This window comes from Mycobacterium sp. ACS4054 (genome assembly GCF_001667275.1).
In the GTDB taxonomy this organism is placed as follows: Bacteria; Actinomycetota; Actinomycetes; order Mycobacteriales; family Mycobacteriaceae; genus Mycobacterium.
On record NZ_LZHV01000061.1, the window covers coordinates 46,941 to 70,887 of the forward strand.

The 23,947-nt window shown below is 66.8% G+C and carries 25 protein-coding genes and 1 pseudogene; 10 read left to right on the plus strand and 16 right to left on the minus strand.

Features of this window, described 5'->3' with window-relative positions:
* The first annotated feature begins 92 nt into the window (after positions 1–92).
* Positions 93–797, plus strand: coding sequence for a DUF2334 domain-containing protein (locus A5730_RS18750; protein WP_067903601.1), 705 nt, complete (start codon positions 93–95; stop codon positions 795–797).
* Between the two features lie 48 nt (positions 798–845).
* On the plus strand, positions 846–2,513 hold the full coding sequence (locus A5730_RS18755; RefSeq protein ID WP_067903603.1) for an FAD-binding dehydrogenase: 1,668 nt from the start codon (positions 846–848) through the stop codon (positions 2,511–2,513).
* A 25-nt stretch (positions 2,514–2,538) separates the two neighbouring features.
* On the opposite strand, the gene A5730_RS18760 is transcribed toward A5730_RS18755, so the two are convergent.
* Positions 2,539–3,177, minus strand: a complete 639-nt coding sequence (locus A5730_RS18760; RefSeq protein WP_067903606.1) for an MBL fold metallo-hydrolase — start codon at positions 3,175–3,177, stop codon at positions 2,539–2,541.
* Between A5730_RS18760 and A5730_RS18765 the strand changes: the two are divergent.
* The 3 genes and pseudogenes from A5730_RS18765 (at position 3,154) to purQ (ending at position 4,862) form a co-directional block, all read left to right on the plus strand.
* Positions 3,154–3,890: pseudogene (locus tag A5730_RS18765) on the plus strand (ATPase). The gene A5730_RS18760 and the pseudogene A5730_RS18765 overlap by 24 nt on opposite strands.
* A 61-nt stretch (positions 3,891–3,951) precedes the next feature.
* Entirely contained in the window at positions 3,952–4,191 is a 240-nt protein-coding gene (purS, locus tag A5730_RS18770) for a phosphoribosylformylglycinamidine synthase subunit PurS (protein WP_067903611.1), read from the plus strand.
* On the plus strand, positions 4,188–4,862 hold the full coding sequence (purQ, locus tag A5730_RS18775; RefSeq protein ID WP_067903615.1) for a phosphoribosylformylglycinamidine synthase subunit PurQ: 675 nt from the start codon (positions 4,188–4,190) through the stop codon (positions 4,860–4,862). Before purS ends, purQ begins: the two co-directional genes overlap by 4 nt.
* Here the strand turns inward: purQ and A5730_RS18780 are convergent.
* The 3 genes from A5730_RS18780 to A5730_RS18790 all read right to left on the minus strand — a co-directional run bounded on the left by A5730_RS18780 (position 4,859) and on the right by A5730_RS18790 (position 7,751).
* Positions 4,859–6,238 carry a wax ester/triacylglycerol synthase family O-acyltransferase gene (locus A5730_RS18780; protein WP_197506294.1) on the minus strand — a complete coding sequence of 460 codons (1,380 nt, stop codon included), beginning with the start codon at positions 6,236–6,238 and terminating at the stop codon, positions 4,859–4,861. The two genes, purQ and A5730_RS18780, sit on opposite strands and share 4 nt — an antisense overlap.
* Positions 6,239–6,326: 88 nt before the next feature.
* Positions 6,327–7,142 carry a lysophospholipid acyltransferase family protein gene (locus A5730_RS18785; RefSeq protein ID WP_067903621.1) on the minus strand — a complete coding sequence of 272 codons (816 nt, stop codon included), beginning with the start codon at positions 7,140–7,142 and terminating at the stop codon, positions 6,327–6,329.
* Positions 7,143–7,274: 132 nt separating this feature from the next.
* Complete coding sequence (locus A5730_RS18790) at positions 7,275–7,751, minus strand: hypothetical protein (RefSeq protein ID WP_067903625.1); 477 nt, start codon at positions 7,749–7,751, stop codon at positions 7,275–7,277.
* Between the two features lie 199 nt (positions 7,752–7,950).
* Between A5730_RS18790 and A5730_RS18795 the strand changes: the two genes are divergently transcribed.
* Positions 7,951–8,349, plus strand: coding sequence for a VOC family protein (locus A5730_RS18795; protein ID WP_067903629.1), 399 nt, complete (start codon positions 7,951–7,953; stop codon positions 8,347–8,349).
* A 6-nt stretch (positions 8,350–8,355) separates the two neighbouring features.
* Here A5730_RS18795 and A5730_RS18800 read toward each other — a convergent pair whose 3' ends face one another.
* From A5730_RS18800 to A5730_RS18830, 7 genes are all read right to left on the minus strand, one after another.
* Complete coding sequence (locus A5730_RS18800; protein WP_067903632.1) at positions 8,356–8,811, minus strand: cupin domain-containing protein; 456 nt, start codon at positions 8,809–8,811, stop codon at positions 8,356–8,358.
* Between the two features lie 4 nt (positions 8,812–8,815).
* Positions 8,816–10,270 (minus strand): NAD(P)/FAD-dependent oxidoreductase, encoded by a 1,455-nt coding sequence (locus A5730_RS18805; RefSeq protein ID WP_067903635.1) that lies wholly within the window; start codon positions 10,268–10,270, stop codon positions 8,816–8,818.
* A 26-nt stretch (positions 10,271–10,296) separates the two neighbouring features.
* A complete protein-coding gene (locus A5730_RS18810) occupies positions 10,297–10,977 on the minus strand; it encodes a haloacid dehalogenase type II (protein ID WP_067903640.1) in 681 nt (226 codons plus the stop codon).
* 2 nt (positions 10,978–10,979) lie between these two features.
* Positions 10,980–11,573 carry a TMEM175 family protein gene (locus A5730_RS18815; protein ID WP_067903643.1) on the minus strand — a complete coding sequence of 198 codons (594 nt, stop codon included), beginning with the start codon at positions 11,571–11,573 and terminating at the stop codon, positions 10,980–10,982.
* Positions 11,573–12,496: a DUF427 domain-containing protein gene (locus A5730_RS18820; RefSeq protein WP_067904442.1), complete on the minus strand. Its 924-nt coding sequence runs from the start codon at positions 12,494–12,496 to the stop codon at positions 11,573–11,575. Before A5730_RS18820 ends, A5730_RS18815 begins: the two co-directional genes overlap by 1 nt.
* A gap of 211 nt (positions 12,497–12,707) precedes the next feature.
* Complete coding sequence (locus A5730_RS18825; RefSeq protein ID WP_067903647.1) at positions 12,708–14,069, minus strand: TetR/AcrR family transcriptional regulator; 1,362 nt, start codon at positions 14,067–14,069, stop codon at positions 12,708–12,710.
* A gap of 70 nt (positions 14,070–14,139) precedes the next feature.
* Entirely contained in the window at positions 14,140–15,012 is an 873-nt protein-coding gene (locus tag A5730_RS18830; RefSeq protein WP_067903650.1) for an alpha/beta fold hydrolase, read from the minus strand.
* 202 nt (positions 15,013–15,214) lie between these two features.
* Between A5730_RS18830 and A5730_RS18835 the strand changes: the two genes are divergently transcribed.
* Positions 15,215–16,909, plus strand: a complete 1,695-nt coding sequence (locus tag A5730_RS18835; protein WP_067903653.1) for an MOSC and FAD-binding oxidoreductase domain-containing protein — start codon at positions 15,215–15,217, stop codon at positions 16,907–16,909.
* Between the two features lie 15 nt (positions 16,910–16,924).
* Here the strand turns inward: A5730_RS18835 and A5730_RS18840 are convergent, their stop codons facing one another.
* The 3 genes from A5730_RS18840 to A5730_RS18850 are packed head-to-tail and all read right to left on the minus strand — an operon-like array spanning position 16,925 to position 19,536.
* The gene (locus tag A5730_RS18840; protein WP_369829897.1) at positions 16,925–17,692 is read right to left on the minus strand and encodes an SDR family NAD(P)-dependent oxidoreductase; all 768 of its coding nucleotides are present in this window, start codon (positions 17,690–17,692) and stop codon (positions 16,925–16,927) included.
* Positions 17,693–17,731: 39 nt separating this feature from the next.
* Positions 17,732–18,529: a family 1 encapsulin nanocompartment shell protein gene (locus tag A5730_RS18845; RefSeq protein ID WP_067903659.1), complete on the minus strand. Its 798-nt coding sequence runs from the start codon at positions 18,527–18,529 to the stop codon at positions 17,732–17,734.
* On the minus strand, positions 18,526–19,536 hold the full coding sequence (locus A5730_RS18850; protein WP_067903661.1) for a Dyp-type peroxidase: 1,011 nt from the start codon (positions 19,534–19,536) through the stop codon (positions 18,526–18,528). Before A5730_RS18850 ends, A5730_RS18845 begins: the two co-directional genes overlap by 4 nt.
* A gap of 109 nt (positions 19,537–19,645) precedes the next feature.
* Between A5730_RS18850 and A5730_RS18855 the strand changes: the two genes are divergently transcribed.
* A complete protein-coding gene (locus A5730_RS18855) occupies positions 19,646–20,908 on the plus strand; it encodes a M18 family aminopeptidase (protein WP_067904444.1) in 1,263 nt (420 codons plus the stop codon).
* Between the two features lie 20 nt (positions 20,909–20,928).
* Here A5730_RS18855 and A5730_RS18860 read toward each other — a convergent pair whose 3' ends face one another.
* Both A5730_RS18860 and A5730_RS18865 read right to left on the minus strand, forming a co-directional pair.
* On the minus strand, positions 20,929–21,297 hold the full coding sequence (locus A5730_RS18860) for a DoxX family protein (RefSeq protein ID WP_067903664.1): 369 nt from the start codon (positions 21,295–21,297) through the stop codon (positions 20,929–20,931).
* 43 nt (positions 21,298–21,340) lie between these two features.
* Complete coding sequence (locus tag A5730_RS18865) at positions 21,341–21,790, minus strand: nitroreductase family deazaflavin-dependent oxidoreductase (protein ID WP_067903667.1); 450 nt, start codon at positions 21,788–21,790, stop codon at positions 21,341–21,343.
* 180 nt (positions 21,791–21,970) lie between these two features.
* On the opposite strand from A5730_RS18865, the gene A5730_RS18870 reads away from it, so the two are divergent.
* Together A5730_RS18870 and A5730_RS18875 are read left to right on the plus strand one after the other, a co-directional pair.
* Positions 21,971–22,402 carry a hypothetical protein gene (locus A5730_RS18870; RefSeq protein WP_197506295.1) on the plus strand — a complete coding sequence of 144 codons (432 nt, stop codon included), beginning with the start codon at positions 21,971–21,973 and terminating at the stop codon, positions 22,400–22,402.
* Positions 22,389–23,918: a multicopper oxidase family protein gene (locus tag A5730_RS18875; protein WP_067903669.1), complete on the plus strand. Its 1,530-nt coding sequence runs from the start codon at positions 22,389–22,391 to the stop codon at positions 23,916–23,918. Before A5730_RS18870 ends, A5730_RS18875 begins: the two co-directional genes overlap by 14 nt.
* Positions 23,919–23,947: the final 29 nt, after the last annotated feature.

The window sequence follows — 23,947 nt, forward strand, 5'->3', positions numbered from 1 at the left end:
CCGTTTGCTGCGCCTTCGGGCGGGTACCGATATACGCCTGCCGTCTGCGTGTCCTTCACCATTCCGACACCTGAGATCGTCAAACTGCGGGTGTGGCTGGAAAATTGATCGTCTCGGTCTCGGGGATAGGCGAACGCACCCTCGGCGACGTCGAGGCGTTCTGCGCACAAATGGATGCCCGCAACGTCCCGGTGTCGCTGCTGGTGGCTCCCCGGCTCAGCGGTGACTACCGCCTCGATCGCGACCCGAGCACCGTCGAATGGCTGACCAACCGGCGGTCCGCGGGCGACGCCATCGTGCTGCACGGCTACGACGACGCGGCCACCAAGAAGCGCCGCGGTGAATTCGCCATCCTCCGGGCCCACGAGGCCAACCTGCGGCTGATGGCCGCCGACCGGGTGCTCGAGCACCTCGGGCTGCGCACGCGGCTGTTCGCGGCGCCCGGTTGGGTGGTGTCCCCCGGCGTCGTCAAGGCGTTGCCGGACAACGGCTTTCGGCTTCTCGCCGACCTGCACGGGATCACCGACCTGGTTCGGCACAGCACCGTGCGCTCCCGCGTGCTCGGCATCGGGGAGGGCTTTCTCACCGAACCGTGGTGGTGCCGCATGGTGGTGCTGTCCGCCGAGCGGATCGCCCGCCGCGGCGGCGTGGTGCGGGTCGCCGTCGCCGCCCGCCACCTGCGCAAACCGGGCCCGCTGCAGGCGATGGTGGACGCCGTCGATCTGTCGTTGATGCACGGCTGCGCACCGACGGTGTACCGCTGGGTACGCGACAAGGCGATCCTCGACGCGGCCTGACCAAGCGTCCCCTCGACCCCCGCAGCTCGGGCACTACCCTGGTCCGACATGAGCGATTCTTCGGCCGCGGTGTTCGGCGCCGACGCCATCATCGTCGGAGCCGGACTCGCGGGGTTGGTGGCCGCGTGTGAACTGGTGGACCGCGGGCTCCGGGTGCTGATTCTCGACCAGGAGAACAGCGCGAACTTGGGCGGGCAGGCCTTTTGGTCGTTCGGCGGCCTGTTCTTCGTCGACAGCCCCGAGCAGCGCCGGCTGGGCATCCGGGACAGCCACGAACTCGCCCTGCAGGACTGGCTGGGCACCGCGGCGTTCGATCGGCCGGAGGACTATTGGCCGCGCCAATGGGCGCACGCCTACGTCGATTTCGCGGCGGGCGAGAAGCGCCGTTGGCTGAGCGACCGGGGGCTCAAGATTTTTCCGCTGGTGGGCTGGGCCGAGCGCGGCGGTTACGACGCGCAGGGGCATGGCAATTCGGTGCCACGCTTCCACATCACCTGGGGGACCGGCCCCGCGCTGGTCGAGATCTTCGCCCGTCAGTTGCGGGACCGCTCGACGGTGCGCTTCGCGCACCGCCACCAGGTCGACGAGCTGATCGTCGAGGGCGGCGCGGTGACCGGCGTTCGGGGCACCGTGTTGGAGCCCTCGGCCGCCCCCCGGGGGGTGCCGTCCTCACGAACGGTCATGGGGCAGTTCGAGTTTCGTGCGCCCGCGGTGATCGTCACCAGCGGCGGCATCGGCGGCAACCACGAGCTGGTGCGCAAGAATTGGCCCAAGCGGATGGGCCGCATTCCCGAGCAGTTGCTCAGTGGCGTGCCCGCGCACGTCGACGGCAGGATGATCGGCATCTCCCAGCAGGCCGGCGCGCGGGTGATCAATCCCGACCGGATGTGGCATTACACCGAGGGCATCACGAACTACGACCCGATCTGGCCGCTGCATGGAATTCGCATCATTCCCGGGCCGTCGTCGCTGTGGCTCGACGCGACCGGCAAGCGGTTGCCGGTGCCGTTGTACCCCGGTTTCGACACCCTCGGCACACTGGAACACATCACCAAATCCGGGTTCGACTACACGTGGTTTGTGCTGAACGCCAAGATCATCGAGAAGGAGTTCGCGCTCTCCGGGCAGGAGCAGAACCCCGATCTGACCGGGCGCAGCGTGCTCGAGTTGCTGCGCAACCGTGCCCGCTCCGGGCCCCCGGGGCCGGTGCAGGCGTTCGTCGACCGTGGGGCGGACTTCGTCAGCGCAAAATCGTTGCGGGAGTTGGTGACCGCGATGAACAAGCTGCCGGGCGTGTCGCCGCTGGACTACGCCACCGTCGAGGGGGAGGTGACGGCCCGCGACCGCGAGGTGGCCAACAGGTACAGCAAGGACGGCCAGATCACCGCGATCCGCGCCGCGCGCGGGTATCTGGGGGACCGGCTGGGCCGGGTCGTGGCACCGCACCGGCTGACCGATCCGAAGGCGGGGCCGATGATCGCGGTCAAGTTGCACATCCTGACCCGAAAGACCTTGGGCGGCATAGAAACCGACCTGGCCGCCCGCGTGCTGAAGGCCGACGGCACGCCGCTGGCCGGGCTGTACGCCGCCGGCGAGGTGGCCGGGTTCGGCGGCGGCGGCGTGCATGGCTACCGCGCCCTGGAGGGCACCTTTCTGGGCGGGTGCATCTTCTCCGGGCGGGCCGCCGGTCGCGGTGTTGCCGACGACATCGCCTAGCGCGGCCCTCGGCGTGCGTGGCGCGCTAGAAGGTGATCGCGTCCTCTTCGGGCAGTACCTGAAAGTCGGTGGTGGTCATCTCGGTCAGCCGGCCGTAGTAGATGCCGCGCGCGTCCGGGGCGATGATCCCTTGGTGAATCGGCACGGCGCGCTCGGGTGCCACCGCTCGCAGGTAGTCGACGGCCTCGGAGATCTTCATCCACGGGGCGGCCGCCGGCGTAGCCAAAACGTCCACCGGCTCGTCGGGCACGAACAGCGCGTCGCCGGGATGCATCAGCCGGGCGCGGTGGCCGCCGTCGCCCACGAGAAACGAAATGTTCTCTATCACAGGGATTTCCGGGTGGATGACGGCGTGTTTGCCGCCGACGGCGCGCACGGTCAGCTCGCCGATTTGCAGCTCGTCACCCACGTGCACCGCCTGGCACGGCGCGCCCAGCTGGGACGTGGTTTGCGGATCGGCGTACAGGGCGGCGCCCGGATTGCCCTCGAGCAGGGCCGGCAGGCGGGCGACATCGACGTGGTCGGGGTGCTGATGGGTGATCAGGATGGCCGACAACCCCGTTATGCCCTCGAAGCCGTGCGCGAAGGTTCCGGGATCGAAGAGCACCCGCGTGTGGTCAAATTCTGCAAGTAGACAGGAGTGGCCGAAATGCGTCAGTTGCATGTCTACGATTGTGCCCTGACGGGAGAGTGATGCCGATGCGGGTGATCCTGGCGACCATGGTGGTGGTCGGCGGCCTCGCGTTCGCTTTCATCGTCGTAGTGCCCGCGCATGCCGAGCCCCAGGCCTGCCCACCCGTGTGCGACCAGATCCCCGACTCCGCGTGGATCCCGCGACGCGCCATTCCGCTGGACGCGGCCTACGGCTGGCCCGCGCTGGCGAACGTCGCGGTGCAGGTGACCGGGGCGACGCCCGGCCCGCGATTCCGGTTTGAGGAGCTCTGTTCCGCACCCCCGGTGCCGCGCGACCCCCGCGACTCGGCGGTGGTCGCCCGCGCCACGGTCGCCCACCCGGACGGTCAGTGGCAACTGCAGGCTCAAATCCTGCACTGGCGCGGCGACACGGCCAACGGCGGCGCCATCGCGGCGTCGGTATTCGGCAATGCCGTCGCCGGGTTGCGCACCTGCCAGCAACGGGCGCCGCTGCAGTCACCGTCGATCACGGGGGACGACGCGAATCGGATGGCGGCCGTGATCAGCGGTCCCGTGGTCATGCACACCTACCTGGTCGCCCACCCGGCGAGCAGCACGATCAGCGAACTGACCCTCTGGTCGTCGGGTCCGCCGCAGGTCCCGTGGCCGGCGATGGCGGACGACTCGGTGCTGAACGCCATGATCGCACCGCTGTGCGACGCCTACATTGCCTCGTGCCCGTAACGGCCGAGCTGCGGTTTCGCCGGTAGAGTTGGCCCGGAAACAAACCTGAGGAGGAGCGCCGGTGGGCCGGGTAGTCGTTCACGTGATGCCCAAAGCGGAGATTCTCGACCCGCAGGGTCAGGCGATTGTCGGCGCCCTGGGCCGACTCGGTCATCCCGGGATCTCAGATGTCAGGCAGGGCAAGAGATTCGAACTAGAGGTGGACGACACGGTTGACGACACGGCGCTGGCCGAGATAGCGGAATCGCTGTTGGCGAACACCGTGATCGAAGACTGGACGATCAGCCGGGAGAAGCAGTGACGGCACGGATCGGCATCATCACCTTCCCCGGGACCCTGGACGACGTCGACGCCGCCCGCGCGGCGCGGCGCGTCGGCGCCGAGGCGGTGAGCCTCTGGCACGCCGACGCCGATCTCAAGGGCGTCGACGCCGTGGTGGTGCCCGGCGGCTTCTCCTATGGCGATTACCTGCGGGCCGGCGCGATCGCCCGGTTCGCGCCCGTGATGGGCGAGGTGGTGGCCGCCGCGCATCGGGGCATGCCAGTGTTGGGCATTTGCAACGGATTTCAGGTGCTCTGCGAGGCGGGATTGCTGCCCGGCGCCCTGACCCGCAACGTGGGTTTGCACTTCGTCTGCCGTGACGTGTGGCTGCGGGTGGCGTCCACCTCGACGGCATGGACGTCGCGCTTCGAACCCGACGCGGACCTGCTGGTGCCGCTGAAGTCCGGCGAGGGCCGCTACGTCGCCCCCGCCGACGTGGTCGAGGAACTTCAGGGCGAAGGCCGGGTGGTGTTCCGCTACCACGAGAACATCAACGGCTCGCTACACGACATCGCGGGCGTCAGTTCCGCCAACGGCCGCGTCGTCGGGCTGATGCCCCATCCCGAGCACGCCATCGAGGCGTTGACAGGGCCCTCCGACGACGGCCTGGGGCTGTTCTATTCGGTGCTGGACGCCGCCCTTTCGGTCTAGGCGCGGATTCCCGCGGCGGCCCGCAACTCGGCGAACGCCGCGCTGATGGCGTCCGTCGCCTCGTGCGCGTCGTTGAACGTCTGGTCGTCGGTGAGCACGGCGACGCCCAACTGGTCGACGTAGCTCCATACGGTGATATTGACCGGGGCGCCCGGTGAGAGCACGCCGGTCGAGTAGATCTCGCTGACCGCCGCGCCGCCGAAATGACCCCGCTCTCGCGGCCCGACCACGCTGGAGACCGCGACGTTCATCAACTTGTTCGGGGCGTCGCGACGGCCCAGCCAGCGGAAGGCCGCCGGGGCGACCGCGGTCGGCAGGTAACCCATCATCCGGCCGTAGAGCTGCGGGCCCATGATCTCGTGGTCTTCCTTGGCAATTCGGGTCGCCAGCGCCACCAGCCGGGCCCGCTCGGCGGGATCATCGACGTGCACCGGCAACGAGATCATCAGACCGCTGATCTCGTTGCCGGTGATCCGGTCCGACTTGTCCGTGGCCGTCGGCACCGAGGCGATGAGCGGCCGGTCCGCGGCGCCGTCGTAGGCCAGCAACAACGTCCGCAGGCCGCCGGCCGCCATCGTCAGAATTGCGTCGTTGACGGTGATTGCCAGCGCCTTGGCCGTGGCTTTCACGTCGGCGAGCGGCAGTGTGGCGCTGGCGAATCGCCGCTGGGGCGACACCACGTGGTTCAGGAACGTCGGTGGGGCGTCGAACGCGTCGGCCAGGTCCGGGTGGGTCCCGCGTTCTTTGGAGCGCCGGCGCACCCGCGCCATTCCGACCGTTGCGTCCCGAATAAGACCCGGCAGCTCGGTGATCTGCCGAACATGGTCCCGCGCGGCGGCCCGCAGCAGGTCGGCCCGCGAGGCGGTGACACCCGCTTCGTCGTTCTCGCGTTCGTCGGTCGGGGCGTCCTCGAGATCCATCGCGCGCGCCAGCAGGTTGACCGATGCCACCCCGTCGGCCAGCGCGTGATGAACCTTGCCCACCAAGGCGAACCGCCCGCCGGCCAGTCCCTCGGCGAAGTGAAACTCCCAGAGCGGGCGGCCGCGGTTGAGCGGCGTCGAGGCGATCCGGCCGATCACCTCGTCGAGTTCTCGACGGCCGCCCGGCGCGGGCACCTGCACCCGGCGCAGGTGGTAGTCGAGGTCGACCTCGCAGTCCTCCTGCCACATCGGGTGATGCAGCTGCCAGGGAATGTCAACGAGCTTGTAGCGCAACGGCTCCAGCAGGTGCAGCCGGCGGCGCACGTGACGGCGAAACTCCTCGAAACCGAACTGCGAATCACCGGGGTCGATGACGGCCACTTTCAATGTGTGCGTGTGCAGGTTGGGCGTCTCGCTGTAGAGCAGCATGGCGTCCATGCCATTGAGTCTTTTCACGCGCCACCTCTCCGCGCCGGCGCTGGAATCAGCTTGTGGTGTAGAGGCTTTCGCATGGCGTGCAGGCCCGGGCCATCGGTGGTGTCGGTCAGCCGAGGATGGGGAGCCGGCGCGCAGCGGCGAGTCGCTTCAGCGCCGCCTCCATGACGGCGCGCACGTGCGCGTCCACCTCGTCGACGTCGGGGTTGTCGCCGAACTGGGCGGCGACGTCGATCGGTTCGAGCACCTCGGTGACGATCTTGGCGGGCAGCGGCAGGTTGGGCGGGAAGATCACGCTGAGGCCGAAGGGCAAACCGAAGCTGACCGGCAGGATGTCGATGCGCGCCTTGGTCAGGCCCAACTTGCGCGCCACCCAGTTGCCGCGGGTCAAGAAGAGCTGGGTTTCCTGGGCACCGATCGAAACCGTGGGCACGATCGGCACCCCGGCCTCGATGGCCGTCCGCACGTAGCCGGTGCGGCCGTTGAAGTCGATGGCGTTGGCGCTGAAGGTGGGTCGGTAGGAGTCGTAGTCACCGCCCGGAAAGACCAGCACCACCGCGCCGGAATGCAGGGCGGCGGCGGCGTTTTCGCGACTGGCCTCGATGACCCCGACGCGGCGCAGCCAGCCGTCCAGGGGACCCAGGAACAAGCCGTAGTGGCCCAGCGTGTAGACGGGGCGGTCGTAACCGAATCTCTCGTAGAACGCCGGGGAGAAGATCAACACGTCCGGGGTCAGCATGCCGCCGGAGTGGTTGGACACGACCAGCGCTCCACCGGAGGAGGGGACGTTGTCGATGTTGCGCACCTCGGCCCGGTACCACCGTTTGATGACCGGCCCGATGGCCCTGACGACCTGCTCGGTGAAGGCCGGATCCCACTTGGTGGTCTCGTGGTTATCGGCCGTCTCAGCCCCGTTGCCCTTCATGGCTCCCCGCTGTCGTGTTCCTGCCATTTGCCATGGATTGCCGATGTGACGCGGATCTCAAACCCGGCGCCTGCACGACATAGGTTACTCTCCAAAAAGGAGAATGTCATATCCGTTTGCTGGGACGCTGGGTCAACCGGCGTCGCGCACCAGGGGGTGCGCCGTCGGCAGCTCGGCGGCGGGGCTCAAGTCGCCGAAGAGGTCGGTCGCGTCCGCGATGGTGTGGTCGACGAAGGCGCTGAAATCTTCGTAGGAAACGGTGTCGCGGATCCAGTGCGACCTGCGCGCCACCACGCCGATCCGCTGCGGGTCGGAGGAGCCGTGCACGATCGCGGTCACCTCGCGCTCCTGGCGGTTCCACGTATCCGAGAAATGCGTCAGCCAGGGGCGCTCGGCGGCAGGGAAAAAGCAGGCCGGCATCACCCGAATGATCAGCACGTCGCCGTGCTCGGGTGAGATCTCGAGATGCACGTGCAGGCGCCTCGAGGCGGACGAGTGGGCGTTGGCGACGAAGAAGTATTCACCGTCGTGGTGGCCACGGAAGTAGCGTCGCCCGCGGCTGCGCAGGTAACGCTCGACCAGGTCCGCGCAGGTGAGCTCTTTCGCCATGAAAACATGCTGCGGCCAGTGGCTTTGCGGATGCTGGGAGACAGGCCATGAGCCACCGAAGAATCAGTTGAGAATTTGCTGAGCGGACGGATGCCGCGCGGTTCAGCCGTCGGCTCGCCCCGCGGTGAAGGTCGCCGGGGGGGTTGGTCGGATTACCCTGGTGGCGAACGATTTTCGCGCAGCCACAGGGGAGCCGAGGATGGGATTCGCGGTGGACCGCATCGATCACGTCGTGCTGAACTGCAACGACGTCGAGCAGACCGCTGCCTGGTACGAACGGGTGCTCGGCATGCGGCGAGAAACCTTCGGCTCGTCCGGCCGTGTCGCTCTGCGGTTCGGGGACCAAAAACTCAATCTGCGCCCGGTCGGTGCCCTGACCGACGACCCCGACTGGGCCACCGGATCCGTCGAAGCGGCCGGTTCCGAGGACTTGTGCTTCATCACCGCAAGCAACCCCGACGAGGTGCGCGCCCACCTGCTCGAGTGCGGCGTCCGCATCGTCGCTGGGCCCGTGACCAGAACGGGCGCCCTCGGCCCGATGACCTCGCACTACTGCCGCGACGTCGACGGGAATCTGGTCGAGATCGCCGTCTATTGAACGGTTCTACAGGGGATACAGCGCCGGCAGATTCACCACGACGGCCTCCTGGGTGCTGCGCGCGATGACCACCTCCGCCGGTGTGTTCGGGTCCGGGTTCTCCTCGCGGTGCGGCAGGTACGGCGGGATGAAGACGTAGTCGCCGGGCGACGTCGCGATGCGCACCTCACGGGTGCCGTCGTGGAAGACGAATTCCGGGTGACCGCTGCGGACGAAGATCGCGGTTTCCGAGTCGCCGTGGTGATGGTTGGACGAAACGGTCGACGGCATCGCGTGGGTCTCGCCCATCCAGAGCTTCTCGGCGCCCACCGACGCACCGCTCAGGGCGGCGAAGCGGCGGAGTCCCTCCGACTGCGCGGTGTCGGAGCTGATGTCCGACGCCCTGACGTGGTGCACCCGGTTGTTGACGGCCGCAGTCGTCGTCTCGTCGAAATCTGGATGGAATCCGTCCGCGGTGGCCATGGGGTCAATTATGGTCCGACGCATCCCGATACGCTTCGAGGAGCCGCAGCCACAGCTCGCTGACCGTGGGGAAGCACGGCACGGCGTGCCACAACCGGTCAATGGGCACCTCGCCCGCGACGGCGATGGTGGCGGAATGGAGCATTTCGGTGACTCCCGGCCCGACCAACGTGACCCCGAGCAAGCACCCGCGGTCGAGGTCCACCACCATCCGTGCCCGCCCGGCGTACCCGTCCGCATAGAGCTTCGCACCCGTCACCGTCTCGCCGACTTCGACGTCCACAGTGCGCACCCGGTGTCCGGCCCGCTCGGCCTGCTGGGCGGTCAGGCCGACCGCGGCAGCTTCGGGATCGGTAAAGAACGCCTGCGGTACGGCGTAATGGTCGGCGGTGGTGGCATGCCTTCCCCACGGTGCGGTGTCCAACTCGGTTCCCGCCGCGCGCGCTCCGATCACCGCGCCGGCAATGCGGCCCTGGTACTTGCCCTGATGTGTCAGCAGGGCCCGGTGATTGACGTCGCCCGCCGCGTAGAGCCACCCGTCCTCGATGGCACGCACCTGGCAGGTGTCGTCGACGTCGAGCCAGTCGCCGGGTGTCAACCCGACGGTGTGCAGGCCGATGTCATCGGTGAGTGGTGCGCGGCCCGTCGCGAAAAGCACTTCACTCGTCTGCAATTCGGAGCCGTCGTCCAATTCGACGTTCACCTCTCCGCCGTCGGGCCGGCGCAGCGCGCGGACCGATACACCGACGCGCACGTCCACGCCCGCGTCGGCGAGGCCCTGGCCGATGAACTCACCGACGAAGGGCTCCATCCGAGGTAGCAGGCCCGATCCCCGCGCGAGCAGGGTCACCTGGGCACCCAATCCCCGCCATGCAGTTGCCATTTCGACTCCTACGCCGCCCGCGCCCACCACGGCGAGCCGCTCGGGAACGTAGCTGCTGTCTGTGGCTTGGCGATTGGTCCACGGCCTGGCTTCGTCGATGCCGGGAACGTCGGGCAGGATTGGCCGGCTTCCCGTGCAGATCACGACTGCGTGCCGCGCGGTCAGTACGGACGTGGCTCCATCGCAGGCGGTGACCGTGACTCGCCGGGCGCCGTCCAAGCGGCCATGCCCACGTACCAAGGTGGCACCGATTCCACCCACCCAGTCGGCCTGGCCGGTGTCGTCCCAGTTGGTGACGTATCGGTTGCGGCGGCCGAAAACCCCCGCAACGTTGATGGGGCCGGTGACCGCCTCCCGTGCGCCGTCGACTTGGCGGGCCTCCGAGATGGCAATGACCGGACGCAGCAAGGCTTTACTGGGCACGCAGGCCCAGTAGGAACACTCGCCCCCGACGAGTTCGCGTTCGACCATGGCGACACTTAGGCCCGCGGCCCGGGCGCGCTCTGCGGCGTTCTGCCCGATCGGCCCGGCCCCGAGCACAATGACGTCGTAACCGAGTTCTTCGTCTGCTGCCATCGTTCCCTGGTCCTCCCCGGTTGTCTTCAGTTGTCGATGAGCTTGACGGCCAGTTGGCGCAGGTCACTCGCCACGAGATTCGGTTGGGGCAGCCCGTGGACGGGCAGCGGTGGATTGCCGGGCCGTGCGATGAGCGCCCCGCTGAAGCCGACATTCTGGGCGCCGAGGATGTCCCACACGTGGGCCGCCACCATCATGCAGTCGGCCGGGGCCACTTCGAGCGTCTCGCAGGTGTACCGGTACACGGCGGGCGACGGCTTGAAGGCGAGGCAAGCGTCGACGCTTAATTGGTGTTCGAAGAATTCGGCCAGACCCGAGCTCTGCAGCGCCGTCGGTCCGTCCGGGTTCGGCGGGGAATTGGTCAACGTGACCAGCCGAAAACCGTTGTCTCTCAGCCTGGCAAGCCCATCCGCCGCATCCGGGTGAGCCGGCATGGTGAGCAAGCCTGTCCTCAGGCGGTGCACGTCATCGTCGGAGACGTCCACGCGGTGGACATCGCCAACCATGCGGAACACCCCTTGGGCCAGCGTGGAGAAGTCCACATAACTGTTCGCCAATGTCACAGACATCGAGTACATGACCAGCTGGGCGAACCACTCGCGAAGCACCCGCTGATCGCCGAACACTTCGCCGAAAAGCGGTGAGAGCGACTCGATGTCGACCAATGTCTCGTTGACATCGAAAACCAGGACGGACGGTACGAGCATGCCTAAGCCTCAGTCTTCTTCAGGGTGGGAACGTCCGGCCGGAGGTACCCGATCAAGCACAAACAGATCAAAGCCATGCCGACGAACGGCCACCAAAGCGCGGCCACGCCGGCGGCTGTGAAGACGCCGATCGTGATGAACGACCTCATCCGCAACAACCTGCGCATTCGATCTGTGAGGTCTGCTGGGGCGGGTCGGTCGACCACTTCCCAGCACAGCGCGAGATAGGTGATATTCACCAGCACAAACACGAACGCATATAAGGCCACGGGCGCGGCGGCAAGCCTACTGTCTGCGATCCACTCGGTGGTTATCGGGATGAGCGAGACCGAGAACAAGTGCGCGAAGTTCGACCACACCAACCGCGGCGTCGCCAACTCTGCGTAGCTGAACAGGTGGTGATGGTTGACCCACACGATCGCGATGAACAGGTAGCTGACCACATAGCTCAGTCCGGTGGGCCAAAGCGGGACGAGCGCGCTGAGGCTGGGGGCGGTCGGAGGCTTGAGTTCGAGCACCAAGATCGTGATCAGCACCGCGAAGACGCCGTCGGAGAACGCTCCTATCCGGTCGGGACTGGTTTTCCGCCCGACCATTACGCCTCTCCGTGCGATCGGTGGTTCCGTTCTCGCAGCACTCCGGCATTGCCCCCGGAGTCGCGAAATTCCGAGACCTCATCGGGATCGAGCCCCCGGTCGACGCCGTGGGGAATGACGGTCTGGCCAGGCTCCAGCCGCAGCTGCTTGCCGTCGAGGTAGACGTCAATCTTGTCCGGTTCGAAGGACACCAAGTCGCTGACTCTTATCACTTCGCGCCATGCGTTCCGATACGACCACGCCGCGCGCTTGCGGTCGCCGATGTCGTAGTAGGAGCAGATCCCCTTGTATGGGCAAAAGGTCTGCGTGTCAACCAGTTCGAGGGCAGATTCGTCAATGTCCTCGCGTGGCACGTACCACCGCGGCGCGAATCCGGATTCGTACAAAGCCAGCGGGTGCTTGGTGTCGGCAATCACCCGATCGCCGTCACGAGCGATGAGATGTCTTGAAGTGGAACGGGTATCGATCCGATGATAGGCATCGGCAGCATGCCCGGCGATCCGTTCGTCCTCTTCGTAGAAAGCGTCCATGGCGCGCCAGGCGAACGCGAGGCGCCCGTCGAGGATCGATGCATACGGTGGCAGGGCCGTGTGCTGCCAGGCGGCATGCCTGGCCTCCCGCTCGGTGGCTTTGATGGTGAACCACTGCGTGTCGCCCAGTTCCTGATGCTGTGTGAGCCTGTCCTCCGCCGAAAGGACTCCGGCCTCGATATCGCAGCGCGGGAAGTAGGCGACGGGATAACGCCCTGGCTCGTGTAACAGGATCACGTCTTGGCTGTCGGCAACCCATGTCTCAGCGAGGCGAACTCGCATGCGCCTCCTCAGCGGCTCGGCGTACAACAGTCGCCCTGGCAACGGCTGTGCAGTCAGAAAGTGTCCCACCGATCCCGTGGCCAGCGGGCCCTGCTGCCATGCCAGCCCCATGACCATCCCCCTTATGTCGATCCCTTGTGCAACAACTGATCGCGCCGGATCACGACGATCGCCTGGCCTCCGGAACTCCGGCTTCCACCGCTTGGTGCGCCTCGTGGACGCCAGACGGCTTGGCCGCGAGCCAGCCGCTGCACCCCGCAACTGAATGGGCCAGTTGACCCACTTATTATGGGCTAGCTGTCCCAATCTGTCCAGACTGCCTTCATCTGCCTCGCCGGGAGGAGCCTCGCCGCGTCGTAACGGGGGGTCCCTTGCGCGTTTGGGGCGCAAAGGATCGGACGTATTCGACGGCGGCGTTGACGGCGGCGCGCAGCGGTTCCGGATCATTGGTCGCGTGCGTCAACATCGCGCCACCCTGGTGCGCGACCACCAGCGATACCGCCAGGTGCCGCGGATCGGTGTCGGGGCGCAGCTCGCCACGCCTGCGCATCGCCGAAAGGCCCGCCTCGAACAACTCGATCCACTGGTCATAACCGGCCGAGAGGTCGTCGTGAATTTGATCGTCGGCGTCGATCAGCTCACCCGCCAATGACCCGTAAACACAACCGCCCACGCGGTAAACGGCCTTTGTGGCTGCGATACAGGCGTCGGCCCACGCCTGCAGGGCATCAAGATCGTCCAGGGCGCCCAACAGCGGTTGTGTGTGGAAAGCTTGCACATCCTCCCGGCGGGCGGCAACGACCTGGCGGGTCAGTTCGCGTTTGTCCCGGAAGTAGTGCGAAATCTGTGAGCCGCCTACCCCCGCCGCGCGCCGTACCTGCTCGATGCTCGTGTTGGCGACGCCGCGCTCAAACATCAATCGGGCGGCTACGTCGACGATGCGCGCGCGAGTCGCTAGTCCCTTGCGGGTGAATCTCGCTGAACTGTCGTCACTCACGTGGCGGACCCTGCTGCGGCCGCGGATGCGCCGAGCGGGGTGGGCAACCCGCTCGGCGGGATCGGTAGCGAAGCCGCGTAGGTAGTTGATCGCGAAACGGATCGCGTCGGCGTGCGGCCACGCCGCCCGGTAGGTGAAGGACAAGGTGCCTCCGCCCTGGTGAGCGGAGACCATGATCATGGCCAGTCGTCGGGGGTTGGCGTCCGCGGTGAGGGTCCCGTCATGTTTCATCTGCTGGAGCCCCGCCTGGAGCAGGTCGATCCACTGCCAGTAGCCGGTCGCCAGCGCCTGACGCGTTGCGGCGTCTGACTTCGCTAATTGCGCGGCCAGCGCGTGGTAGGTGGGGGTGCCGAAATAGCCGATGCTCCTGAGATATTTCATGTTCAGGTCGATCCAGCGCTCGAAGTCGTCGAACGAAGCCAAACCTCCAAGTTTTGGCTGCCGGTGGAAGGCGAGGACCACAGCGATCTGACGTGCGATGACCGCGCGAAGCAGTGCGGCTTTGTCGGCGAAATAATGACCGAGTTGGGAACCGCTGACCGATGCCGCCTTGCGGACGTTCTCCATGTTCGAGGCAGATAGGCCCTCGGTGACGATCAAACGGGCCGCCGCTTCGACGATGCGATCCCGGGTGGCACGCCCCTTGGGGGTCAACCGTTGTCCGTCTTGAACATCGGGATGAGCCATCGCGTCAGGTTAACCCGCGGTCGCCCTGAACTATGGGATATCCAACCCATTGAGGCCGCGCCGGGGGCGGTCAGGCAGCCACGTGAACCTCGGCGAGGAAGCCGTGGATCAGCATTGCCACCTCCTCCAATGCGGACTCCAGCAGGAAGTGCCCGCCATCGAGCAAGCGGATTGTGGCGTTGGGGAGGTCGTCCGCGAACGCCTCGGCTCCCGCTGGACCGAAGATCTCGTCACCACGACCCCACACCGCCAGCAGCGGAACCTGCGTGGCGCGCAAGTATTCGTGCAGGTACGGGTAGAGCGGCGCATTTGTGGCATAGTCCCGGAACAGTTTGAGCTGCACAAGGTCGTTGCCCGGCCGCGATATAAGCGCATAGTCGTGGCACCAGGATTCGGGGTCGATCAGGGTCTCGTCGGCAACCCCCGTGACGTACTGCCACCGGGTGGCGTCAAGCGTGAGGAACTGGCGCACAGCCGCTTCGGTGTCGGGTGTTTGGTCGCGTTGGTACGCGCGGACGACCTTCCAGAAGCTTTCCACGAATCCCGCCTCGTACCCATTGCCGTTTTGGGTGATGATCGCGCTGATCGTCGACGGGTCGCGCAGCGCCAGCCGCCAGCCGATCGGCGCGCCGTAGTCCTGGACGTACATGGCGTATCTGGCGATGTGAAGCTTGCGTAGCAACCCGGCGGTGAGGTCGGTCAACGCGTCGAAGGTGTAATCGAACTCGTCCACTGACGGCGCATCGGAGAGGCCGAAACCCAGGTGGTCCGGCGCGATGACGCGGTAGCGCTCGGCGAGGGCCGGGATCAGGTGGCGAAACATATAGGAGCTGGTCGGAAACCCGTGCAGCAGCACCAGCGCGGGGGCGTCCGGGTCACCCGCTTCGCGGAAAAAGAGCCGGTGGCCCTCGACGGTGGCGTAGCGGTGATGGACAGCCGGCATGACTTTCTCCTGAGATTTCGCCGCCGAAAGCCCTGCGACATTCGGCGTACATCACGGAATTCACGGTGCCGAACCATTGTGGGTTAGCTAACCCAGTATGCATCAGCGTAGTCCCGGCGCAACAGGGGCTACGTGTTGCCCCACGTGGCGGGCGGGCATATTCTCAGCCAGCCCTCTCAATTCAGGGCTGTGAGGTGACATCGTGGGCAAGCTGGTTTCGGTAAACGTCGGCATGCCCAAGGACGTGCGGTGGCACGACAAGACCGTCTACACCGGGATCTGGAAACGCCCTGTCGAAGGGCCGGTCATGGTGCGCCGCCTGAACATCGACGGCGACGGGCAGGGCGACCTCGGCGGCCACGGCGGCGAGCAGCGCGCCGTCATGGTGTATCAGACCGAGTCCTACGACTTCTGGAAGAAATACCTGGGTCGAGACGACCTCGTGCCAGGCCACTTCGGGGAGAACTTCACCATCACCGGACTGGCCGACACCGACGTGTGCATCGGCGACCGCTACCAGATCGGCGAAGCCGAGTTCGAGGTCACCCAGCCCCGCGTCACCTGCTTCCGCGTCGGTCTGCGGATGAACGAACCCAGAATGCCGAACCTGCTTGTCTCCCAACACCGCCCAGGATTCTACTTCCGGGTGATCACCGAGGGACGGGTCCGCGCGGGTGATGACATCGTGCGGACCCGACGTGGTCGCCACGAGCTCAGCGTCGCCGACGTCGACGCATTGTTGTACCTGCCGAACCGGGACCTCGCCCTGCTGCCCAAGGCTGTCGACGTCCCCGCGCTCAGCCCCGGCTGGCAGCAATCGTTCCGGGACATGCTGGACCAGGAATCGCCGGCTCAGATCCCGGCAACCCCACCGGCGTGGGATGGTTTTCGCGCCCTGCGCGTCAGCGCGATAAACCGGGAAAGCCCGCAGGTGGTGTCCATCCAACTGGAGAGCGACGACCATGTCGCATTGCCACCGCCGCTGCCCGGGCAATACCTCACCGTGCGGGTTCCCGCCGGCGCACCGGCGCCATTGCGGAGTTACTCCCTCTCCGGAGATCCCGGCGCGGGGCAGTACCGCATCAGCGTCAAACGCGAAGAGCACGGTCTGGTGAGCCGATGGCTGCACGAGCACATCGAGCCTGGTTTCGTCATCGAGGCCGCCGCCCCGCGCGGCGACTTCTACCTCACCGATGCCGCCGGTCCGGTGTTGCTGATGTCGGCGGGAATCGGGATCACTCCGGTCTTGGCGATGCTGCATGCGCTCGCGGCGACAAGCAGTGACCGCGACATCTGGTGGTTGCACACCACCCGCAATCAGGAAACGCAAGCATTCGCGGCCGAAGTCGCCGGCCTGATCGAATCGCTGCCGGGTTCGCGACAGACGGTCTTCTACACGCAATCACAGGGGCGGCTGGACCGATCGGCCATTGCGACGCTCGGCATTCCGGCCGATGCCACGGCATACCTCTGCGGCCCAACCCAATTCATGACCGACATGCGCGAGGCTTTGGCGGCCGGCGGTCTTGACCCCGGGCGCATCCACAGCGAACTCTTCGGCGCCCTGCCACCGATCAACCCGGGCATCATCGACGACGCCGCCCGCCAGCCGCCACATTCCCCGCCGGGACCGCCGGGACCGGGACCGTCGATCACGTTCGCCCGCAGCGGTTTGACGGTCCCCTGGTCATCGCAGTACGGAAGCATCCTCGAGTTGGCCGAAGCCTGCGACGTGCCCACCCGGTTCTCCTGCCGGAGCGGGGTCTGTCACGTGTGTGTAACCGGAGTGGTCGCCGGCAGCACCATCTACTGCCAGCAGCCGCTGGAGCCGCCCGAGCAGGGTTCGGTGCTCGTCTGCTCGGCCGCGCCGGACAGCGACTTGGTGCTCGACCTGTAACGAAAAGCGGTTGCGTCAGGCGGCAATGGCTCGCTGACCGCCGCTTGCCTGCAGCACCGCACCGTTGACGTAACTGGCGGCAGTGGAGGCGAGAAACAGTACTGCACTTGCGATTTCGCTAGCCTCGGCGGGCCGGTTCAGCGCGGTGGTGGCGCCAATGGTTTCCAGTAGGCCCGGTAGGCCGGCGACTCCGGGGGTATCAGTCGGCCCCGCGGCCACCGCGTTCACCCGGACTCCTGACCGGCCGAACTCGTCCGCCCAGACCCGCGTCAACTGCTCCAAGCCGGCCTTGGTGGCGCCATAGATGCCCGCGCCGCTGGCCGGCACCGAGGCCGCGACGGTGCTCACGTTGACCACCGCGCCCCCGCCGCGCTCGACCATGCCCGGGACCAGTTGCTGGACCAAAATGTAAGGGGCGCGCAGGTTCACGTTCACGTGTTCGTCGAACGCCGCGTCGTCGGTGTCCGCGGTGGCGCCGAGCCGGTAGATGCCGGCGTTGTTGATCAGAATGTCGACTGCTCCCGCCTCGGCGGCCAGCCGGCGCACATCGTCGCCGTCGTTGAGATCGGCTGCGACGAAACGTGCTTTGCCGCCCATGTTTTCGATATCGCGCACCGTCTTTGCGCCGCGTTCGGCGCTGCGCCCGTGCACAATCACCTCGACCCCGCGTTCGGCCAGTTGTATGGCGATTTCGCGGCCGATCCCGGAGGTCGCTCCAGTCACCAATGCGGTGGACCCGGCCATTGTTGCTGCCATCGAACCCTGCCTTCGGAAGAAGTTCACTTGCTTTTCCGTCAGCAGCGGCTCGGCGGCATTTATTCCTTACGACGTCAGCGGGACCGACGCCTCCGCGGTGTAGCACAGGAACGTCAGCGTCTCCTGCAGATACAGCGCAACGGTGTCCGCATCATGGCTGGTGTATCCGATCGAGACGTCCGTCCCGAGTTGCAGATCGAAGTCGCCACCGCGGGTGGTCAGCACGAAGGCGCCGTCGATGGCCGGCGCCCAGATGATGTCCCCGGGAACCAGCCGGTCGATGTGCTCGAGGATCGGATAGCCGTGTTCGGTGGTCTCGCTGACCTTCGTGTAGACGTCGGCGGACAGCAGCACCGAATACGGGCCGTCGACGCCGGCCAGCCGCAACTCGGAAATGGCCTGGGTGATGACGTCGGGAATCTCGCGTGGATCGGCCGGCAGGGTCAGCGGCTTGTTCGAGCTGGCGGAGCGGATGCCCTCGATCGAGGCGGCGGCGTATCCCTCGAAGATGGCGCGGTCTTCGGCGAACGCCAGCTTCTTGGCGGCCTCCTTGACCGGGTCCCAGTCGGAGTCCTGGGCGCCCCGTTCGACATTGTCGATCTCGTAACGCGATAGGGTGAACGGAACGCGAAGCCGGACAAGGGGTTTACTCGCTCGCACGTGAGCCTCGACTCCTTCGGAGGGCGAAGCGATGTCGATCAATCGGCCGGTGCTGACGCCGGCGGTGACCGGCCCGCCCGGCTCGCTGACGTCGACCACCCGCCGCCCGGCGACATGGCGTTTGAAGGTCCGGGCCGCCTCGGTCTCGATTTCCTCCCAAGCCGCGTCGGTGACCGGTGCCAGGTCACGGTAGAGGTTGTTCATGAAGCTGTTCCTTTCAGGCTGCCGATCGCAAGTGAGCCGTTTTGTGCCGCAGGTGTTTCCGCCACCGGCGCTGCCGGAAGTGGCGGTGGATCGTCGAGGAAGTCGACGGTGGGGGAGAAGAACAGGCCGCCGGTGACCGCGGTGGAAAATTCCAGGATGCGGTCGGTGTTGCCGGGCGGGTCGCCCAGAAACATGTTGCGCAGCAGCCGTTCGGTGACCTGAGGCGTACGGGAATACCCGATGAAGTAGGTGCCGTACTCGCCCTTGCCGAGTTCACCGAACGGCATGTTGTGCCGCACGATCTTCAACTCGGTGCCGTCCTCGTCGGTGATGACGTTGAGGGCGATGTGGGAGTTGGCCGGCTTCTCGTCGTCGTCGAGTTCGAGGTTTTCCAGCTTGGTGCGGCCGATCACCAATTCCTGCTCGTTGACGGATAACGAGTTCCACGAAGACATCTCGTGCAGATACTTCTGCACGTGCACGTAGCACGAGCCTTCGAATTCGGGATCCTCGGCGCCGATGGCGGTGGCGCTGACGGCCAGCGGTCCGTCCGGGTTTTCGGTGCCGTCGACGAAGCCCAACAGGTCGCGGTTGTCGAAATAGCGGAATCCGTGCACCTCGTCGACGACGGTGACGGCGCCCGCCATCGACCGCAGGATGCGGTCGGCCAACTCGAAGCAGACGTCCAGGCTCTCGGCCCGAATGTGAAACAGTAGGTCCCCCGGCGTGGCCGGGGCGGTGTGTTGCGGGCCCGTCAGTTCGACGAACGGGTGCAACTCGGCGGGACGCGGCCCCGAGAACAAACGATCCCAGGCGTGCGAGCCGATGGAGGCGATGGCCGACAACCGTTTCGGCGGCTCGCGAAACCCGATTGCGCGCACCAGCCCGGAAATGTCGGGCAGCGCGTCATGCACCGTGGCTTCTCCGCCGTCGTCGATGGTCACCACGAGGAAGACCGCCGCAGGCGTCAACGGCTCGAGGATCGGCTGCGGCTGGACGGGAGGCACATGGGCGACCCTAGCGTGGCGACGGCGAGCGCCGGAAGGGCGCGAGTAAGGAGCCGCGCAATGGGACCTAGCGTGGCGACGGTGAGCGCCGGAAGCCATGATGATCATCATGTCGGCCAGCGCCGCAGGCCTCTGCGATTTCATCGACGCTTCTCCGTCGCCGTTTCACGTCTGCGCCACGGTGGCCGCGCGGCTGACCGCTGCCGGGTACACCGAACTGAGCGAGGCTAAACGCTGGCCGGAGGAACCGGGCCGCTACTTCACGGTGCGGGCCGGCTCGCTGGTCGCCTGGAATTCCGAGGGGGCCGACGGTCCGTTCCGCATCGTCGGCGCGCACACCGACAGCCCGAATCTGCGGGTCAAGCAGCACCCGGACCGGGTGGTCGCCGGTTGGCGCGTGGTGGCGCTCGAGCCCTACGGCGGGGCGTGGCTGAACTCCTGGCTCGATCGCGACCTGGGCATCAGCGGACGGTTGTCGCTGCGCGCCGGCGCCGGAATCGAGCACCGGCTGGTCCGGATCGACGAGCCGATCCTGCGGGTGCCGCAGCTGGCCATTCATCTGGCGGAGGACCGCAAATCGCTGACGCTGGATCCGCAGCGGCACGTCAACGCGGTCTGGGGCGTCGGTGCGGACGCCAAGTCGTTCGTCGACTACGTCGCCGAACGCGCCGGGGTGGACCCGACCGGCGTGCTGGCCGCCGATTTGATGACCCACGACCTGACCCCGTCGACCGTTGTCGGCGCCGGCGCCGACCTGCTCAGCGCGCCCCGGCTGGACAACCAGGCCAGTTGTTATGCGGGGATGGAGGCGCTGTTGGCCGCCGGGCCGCGGGGTTTCCTGCCCGTGTTGGTGCTTTTCGACCACGAGGAGGTCGGGTCCTCCTCCGACCATGGCGCCCAGTCAGACCTGCTCGGCACGGTTCTGGAGCGGATCGTGCTCGCGGCCGGCGGCACTCGCGAGGACTTCCTGCGCCGGCTGCCCGACTCGTTGCTGGCGTCGGCGGACATGGCGCACGCCACGCACCCCAACTACCCCGAGCGGCACGAGCCCGGCCACCTGATCGAGGCCAACGCCGGACCGGTGCTCAAGGTTCACCCGAACCTGCGTTACGCCACCGACGGACGGACCGCCGCGGCGTTCGCGCTGGCCTGCCAGCAGGCGGGGGTCGCGCTGCAGCGTTACGAGCATCGCGCCGACCTGCCGTGCGGGTCGACGATCGGGCCGCTCGCCTCGGCGCGGACCGGCATCCCCACCGTCGACGTGGGTGCCGCGCAGCTGGCGATGCACTCGGCGCGGGAGTTGATGGGCGCCGAGGACGTGGCCGCGTACGCGGCGGCGATGCGGGCGTTTCTTTCGCCTGAGCCTTCGTGAGCCGATAGAGCCCAGCGGTTCTAGATGACCACCGGGTGGGCGATCGCGGTGAGCGCGAAGGTCGCGGCGTTGAGGGCGAGCAGGAATCCGGCGAATGCGAACTGGCCGGACATGTCGTTGGCGAGCACGTGGGTGTACATCGCGCAGACGAAGAAGATGATCAGTCCGGCCGCCGCGGCGATGCCGATGGGCGGAATCCATAGTCCGGCGATAAGCCCAAGGGCGCCCAGGGTTTTCATGGTGCCGATGGGAAACGTCAGCCACGACACCGGCACCCCGGCGCGCTGCATGGGCGGGATGATCGGTGCGAAGTGGACCAGCGCGCTCACGCCGGAGAATCCGTTGAGACCGATGGCGAAGATCGTCACGACGAGGTATGCGGTGTGCATGTTGCTTCCTTTTGTGGTCGATCAACCGGGGCATCGCCCGGCGTCAGTTCGCGGGGATCGGGTCTAGCCGGAACACCGCGATGCGGCCGGCCAGCGCTTCGACCTCTTCCGGATTGCCTTGATGCACCAGGCCGGAACGTTTCAGGAACCCGACGCCGATCGGCACCTCGATCGGATATTGGCGTAACACCGGGCGGGCTTGCTCGGCGGTCAGCTCGGTTATGGCGACGCGCCGCGTCTTTCGGCCCTTGCCGAGCGTTCCCGTCCCGGCGGCGCGGGCGTTGCGCGCCCAATCGGCGCCGGGGAATCCCGCCACGGCATAGAGCTGGCCGTCGAGCGTGAACGGTGTCATCGGGGTGCTGCGCGGTCGGCCCGTTTTGCGTCCCGGCACGGTCAAAACCATGGGTGGCCCGGTAGGTATGCCGAGTTTTTGCATCGCGATCATGAACTTGTTCATCGGCTTCAGCCAGCGCGGGGGCGTCGGGTTCGACATCACTTCTCCTTCTGCGTATCCCGTTGCGGTGGGACCGGAATGGGTTGAACCGATCACCAGCAACCCGCATACAAGGACGGGTCAACGGCGCCGGAAGTTACACACGCGGGCGTAACTTTTTGCCGCCCTGTCTCGTCGTCAATTCCTGAGTAGTCCGACGCCGACCTCCGGAGGAAGACCATGACAGACGCAAAAGGGCGCGGCCGACGCTGGCCCCGCGTGATCGCCCGTGTCACCAGCGCGACGCTGGCAATCCTCGCGTTGGCCCAAGCCGTGTTCGCCGGCAGTTTCCTCGGCGGTCAGTACAACGCGTTGCTGCTGCACTCGGCCGGCGCGAAAGTGACCACAGTGCTTTCCGTCGTTCAGGTGGCGGTGCTGGTGATCCTGAACAGGACGGGCGGGCCGCGATGGCCGATAGCGGTAGGGGCGCTGGTGACCATCCTCTTCGTCGCCGAGTTCGCCTCGGGGGAATTGCGGCTTACGGGCCTACACGTTCCGCTCGGGGTGCTGTTGATCGTGGGAATCCTTCGGCTGACCGCAGCGGTGTGGCGCTTGCCGCTGACCGCACCCTCGGCGTCACCACGCCCGGATGTGATTCGTGAATCGTCGTAGCGCGTTGCGGCTGGGCGCCGCCGCGACGGGGATCGGATTCGTCGCGACCAGTTGGCCGTTGGCCGGCGCGCTGCTGGGCTCCGCGGAGCCGGGGCGGCTCCTGCGCAGTCAGGCCAGAGTGCCCGACCGCTATCAAGTCCCCTTGCCGATCCCGGAGGAGTTGTTGCCGGTGAGCACCGATGCCCTCACCGACTACTACGAGATCACCCAGCAGGTCACGCAATTGCGTATCCTGCCCGAGTTAACCACTGCCGCATGGACTTACAACGCGAGCTTTCCCGGCCCCACCATCACTTCACGATCCGGGCGGCGCACCGTCGTGCGGCACCGCAACGCCCTGCCGACACCGGTCGTGGTGCACCTGCACGGCGGGCACACCCCCGAAGACCACGACGGGTACCCGACCGATTTCATCCTTCCGCAGTCCGGTCAAACCGCCGCCGAGGACATGGCCCGCAACAGCGTCGTCGGACAGCGTGAATACGTCTATCCGATGAACCAGCGCGCCGCGACGTTGTGGTATCACGACCACCGCATGGGCTATACCGGCGCCGCTGTGTGGCGCGGCCTGGCCGGATTCCACCTGGTCCGTGACGACGAGGAAGACGCGTTGCCGTTGCCTCGCGGCGGGCGGGATATCCCGCTGATGATCACCGATCGTGCCTTCGCCGCCGATGGCTCCTTCCGATACCCGGCCGCCGGTGGCGGCGGGGTCATCGCCGACTACATGAACGGCGTGCTCGGTGACGTCATCCTGGTCAACGGTGCGCCGTGGCCGGTGCTGCAGACCGATCCCGCCCATTACCGCCTGCGGCTACTGAACGCATCCAACGCCCGCCGCTACCGGCTGCAGCTGGACCCGCAGCCCCCCGGCGGTTCGGGGCTGGTGCAGATCGGCAGTGACGGTGGGCTGCTGGCGCGGCCGGTAGGCCACGACTACATCGACATCGCTCCGGCCGAACGCTTTGATGTTGTGGTTGATTTCAGCCGCTACCGGCGCGGCACCCGGGTACGGCTGCTCAATCGGTTGGGTGCCGAAAGCACAAGCGAGGTCATGCGATTCGACGTCGTCGGCACCGACCTGTCCGACGACGCCACCATCCCCGAACGGCTCAGCAGCGGGCTTGGGGGTCTCGACCGACACGCCGCCGTCGCCACCCGAACGTTCCTCTTCCGCCCGAACAGAGGCGGCGTGTGGACCATCAACGACCTGTCGTATCAACCGGGCCGGCCGCTGGCTCGCCCCAAGCTCGGCACCACCGAAGTCTGGCGGTTCATCACCGAGTTCCACCATCCCGTCCACGTGCACCTGAACCCGTTCCGGGTGATCTCCCGCAACGACCGCGCGCCCGGACGGTTCGACGGGGGCTGGAAGGACACCGTCGATGTCCGCCCTGCCGAAGCGGTCGAAGTCCTCACCCGGTTCACCGACTACACCGGCTCGTACCTGCTGCACTGCCACAACCTCGAGCACGAGGACATGGCCATGATGGCCGACTTCCGCACCGTCGACTGACCCTGCACCGCTGAACCGGCGCCGATCCC

Excerpts from the sequence above, each read along its gene's own strand:
- A5730_RS18755 (WP_067903603.1), top strand. The coding sequence starts at position 846 with ATGAGCGATTCTTCGGCCGCGGTGTTCGGCGCCGACGCCATCATCGTC.
- A5730_RS18760 (WP_067903606.1), bottom strand. The coding sequence starts at position 3,177 with ATGCAACTGACGCATTTCGGCCACTCCTGTCTACTTGCAGAATTTGAC.
- A5730_RS18785 (WP_067903621.1), bottom strand. The coding sequence starts at position 7,142 with ATGAAGGGCAACGGGGCTGAGACGGCCGATAACCACGAGACCACCAAG.
- A5730_RS18790 (WP_067903625.1), bottom strand. The coding sequence starts at position 7,751 with ATGGCGAAAGAGCTCACCTGCGCGGACCTGGTCGAGCGTTACCTGCGC.
- A5730_RS18795 (WP_067903629.1), top strand. The coding sequence starts at position 7,951 with ATGGGATTCGCGGTGGACCGCATCGATCACGTCGTGCTGAACTGCAAC.
- A5730_RS18800 (WP_067903632.1), bottom strand. The coding sequence starts at position 8,811 with ATGGCCACCGCGGACGGATTCCATCCAGATTTCGACGAGACGACGACT.
- A5730_RS18805 (WP_067903635.1), bottom strand. The coding sequence starts at position 10,270 with ATGGCAGCAGACGAAGAACTCGGTTACGACGTCATTGTGCTCGGGGCC.
- A5730_RS18810 (WP_067903640.1), bottom strand. The coding sequence starts at position 10,977 with ATGCTCGTACCGTCCGTCCTGGTTTTCGATGTCAACGAGACATTGGTC.
- A5730_RS18815 (WP_067903643.1), bottom strand. The coding sequence starts at position 11,573 with ATGGTCGGGCGGAAAACCAGTCCCGACCGGATAGGAGCGTTCTCCGAC.
- A5730_RS18820 (WP_067904442.1), bottom strand. The coding sequence starts at position 12,496 with ATGGGGCTGGCATGGCAGCAGGGCCCGCTGGCCACGGGATCGGTGGGA.
- A5730_RS18825 (WP_067903647.1), bottom strand. The coding sequence starts at position 14,069 with ATGGCTCATCCCGATGTTCAAGACGGACAACGGTTGACCCCCAAGGGG.
- A5730_RS18830 (WP_067903650.1), bottom strand. The coding sequence starts at position 15,012 with ATGCCGGCTGTCCATCACCGCTACGCCACCGTCGAGGGCCACCGGCTC.
- A5730_RS18845 (WP_067903659.1), bottom strand. The coding sequence starts at position 18,529 with ATGAACAACCTCTACCGTGACCTGGCACCGGTCACCGACGCGGCTTGG.
- A5730_RS18855 (WP_067904444.1), top strand. The coding sequence starts at position 19,646 with ATGTCGGCCAGCGCCGCAGGCCTCTGCGATTTCATCGACGCTTCTCCG.
- A5730_RS18860 (WP_067903664.1), bottom strand. The coding sequence starts at position 21,297 with ATGCACACCGCATACCTCGTCGTGACGATCTTCGCCATCGGTCTCAAC.
- A5730_RS18865 (WP_067903667.1), bottom strand. The coding sequence starts at position 21,790 with ATGTCGAACCCGACGCCCCCGCGCTGGCTGAAGCCGATGAACAAGTTC.
- A5730_RS18870 (WP_197506295.1), top strand. The coding sequence starts at position 21,971 with ATGACAGACGCAAAAGGGCGCGGCCGACGCTGGCCCCGCGTGATCGCC.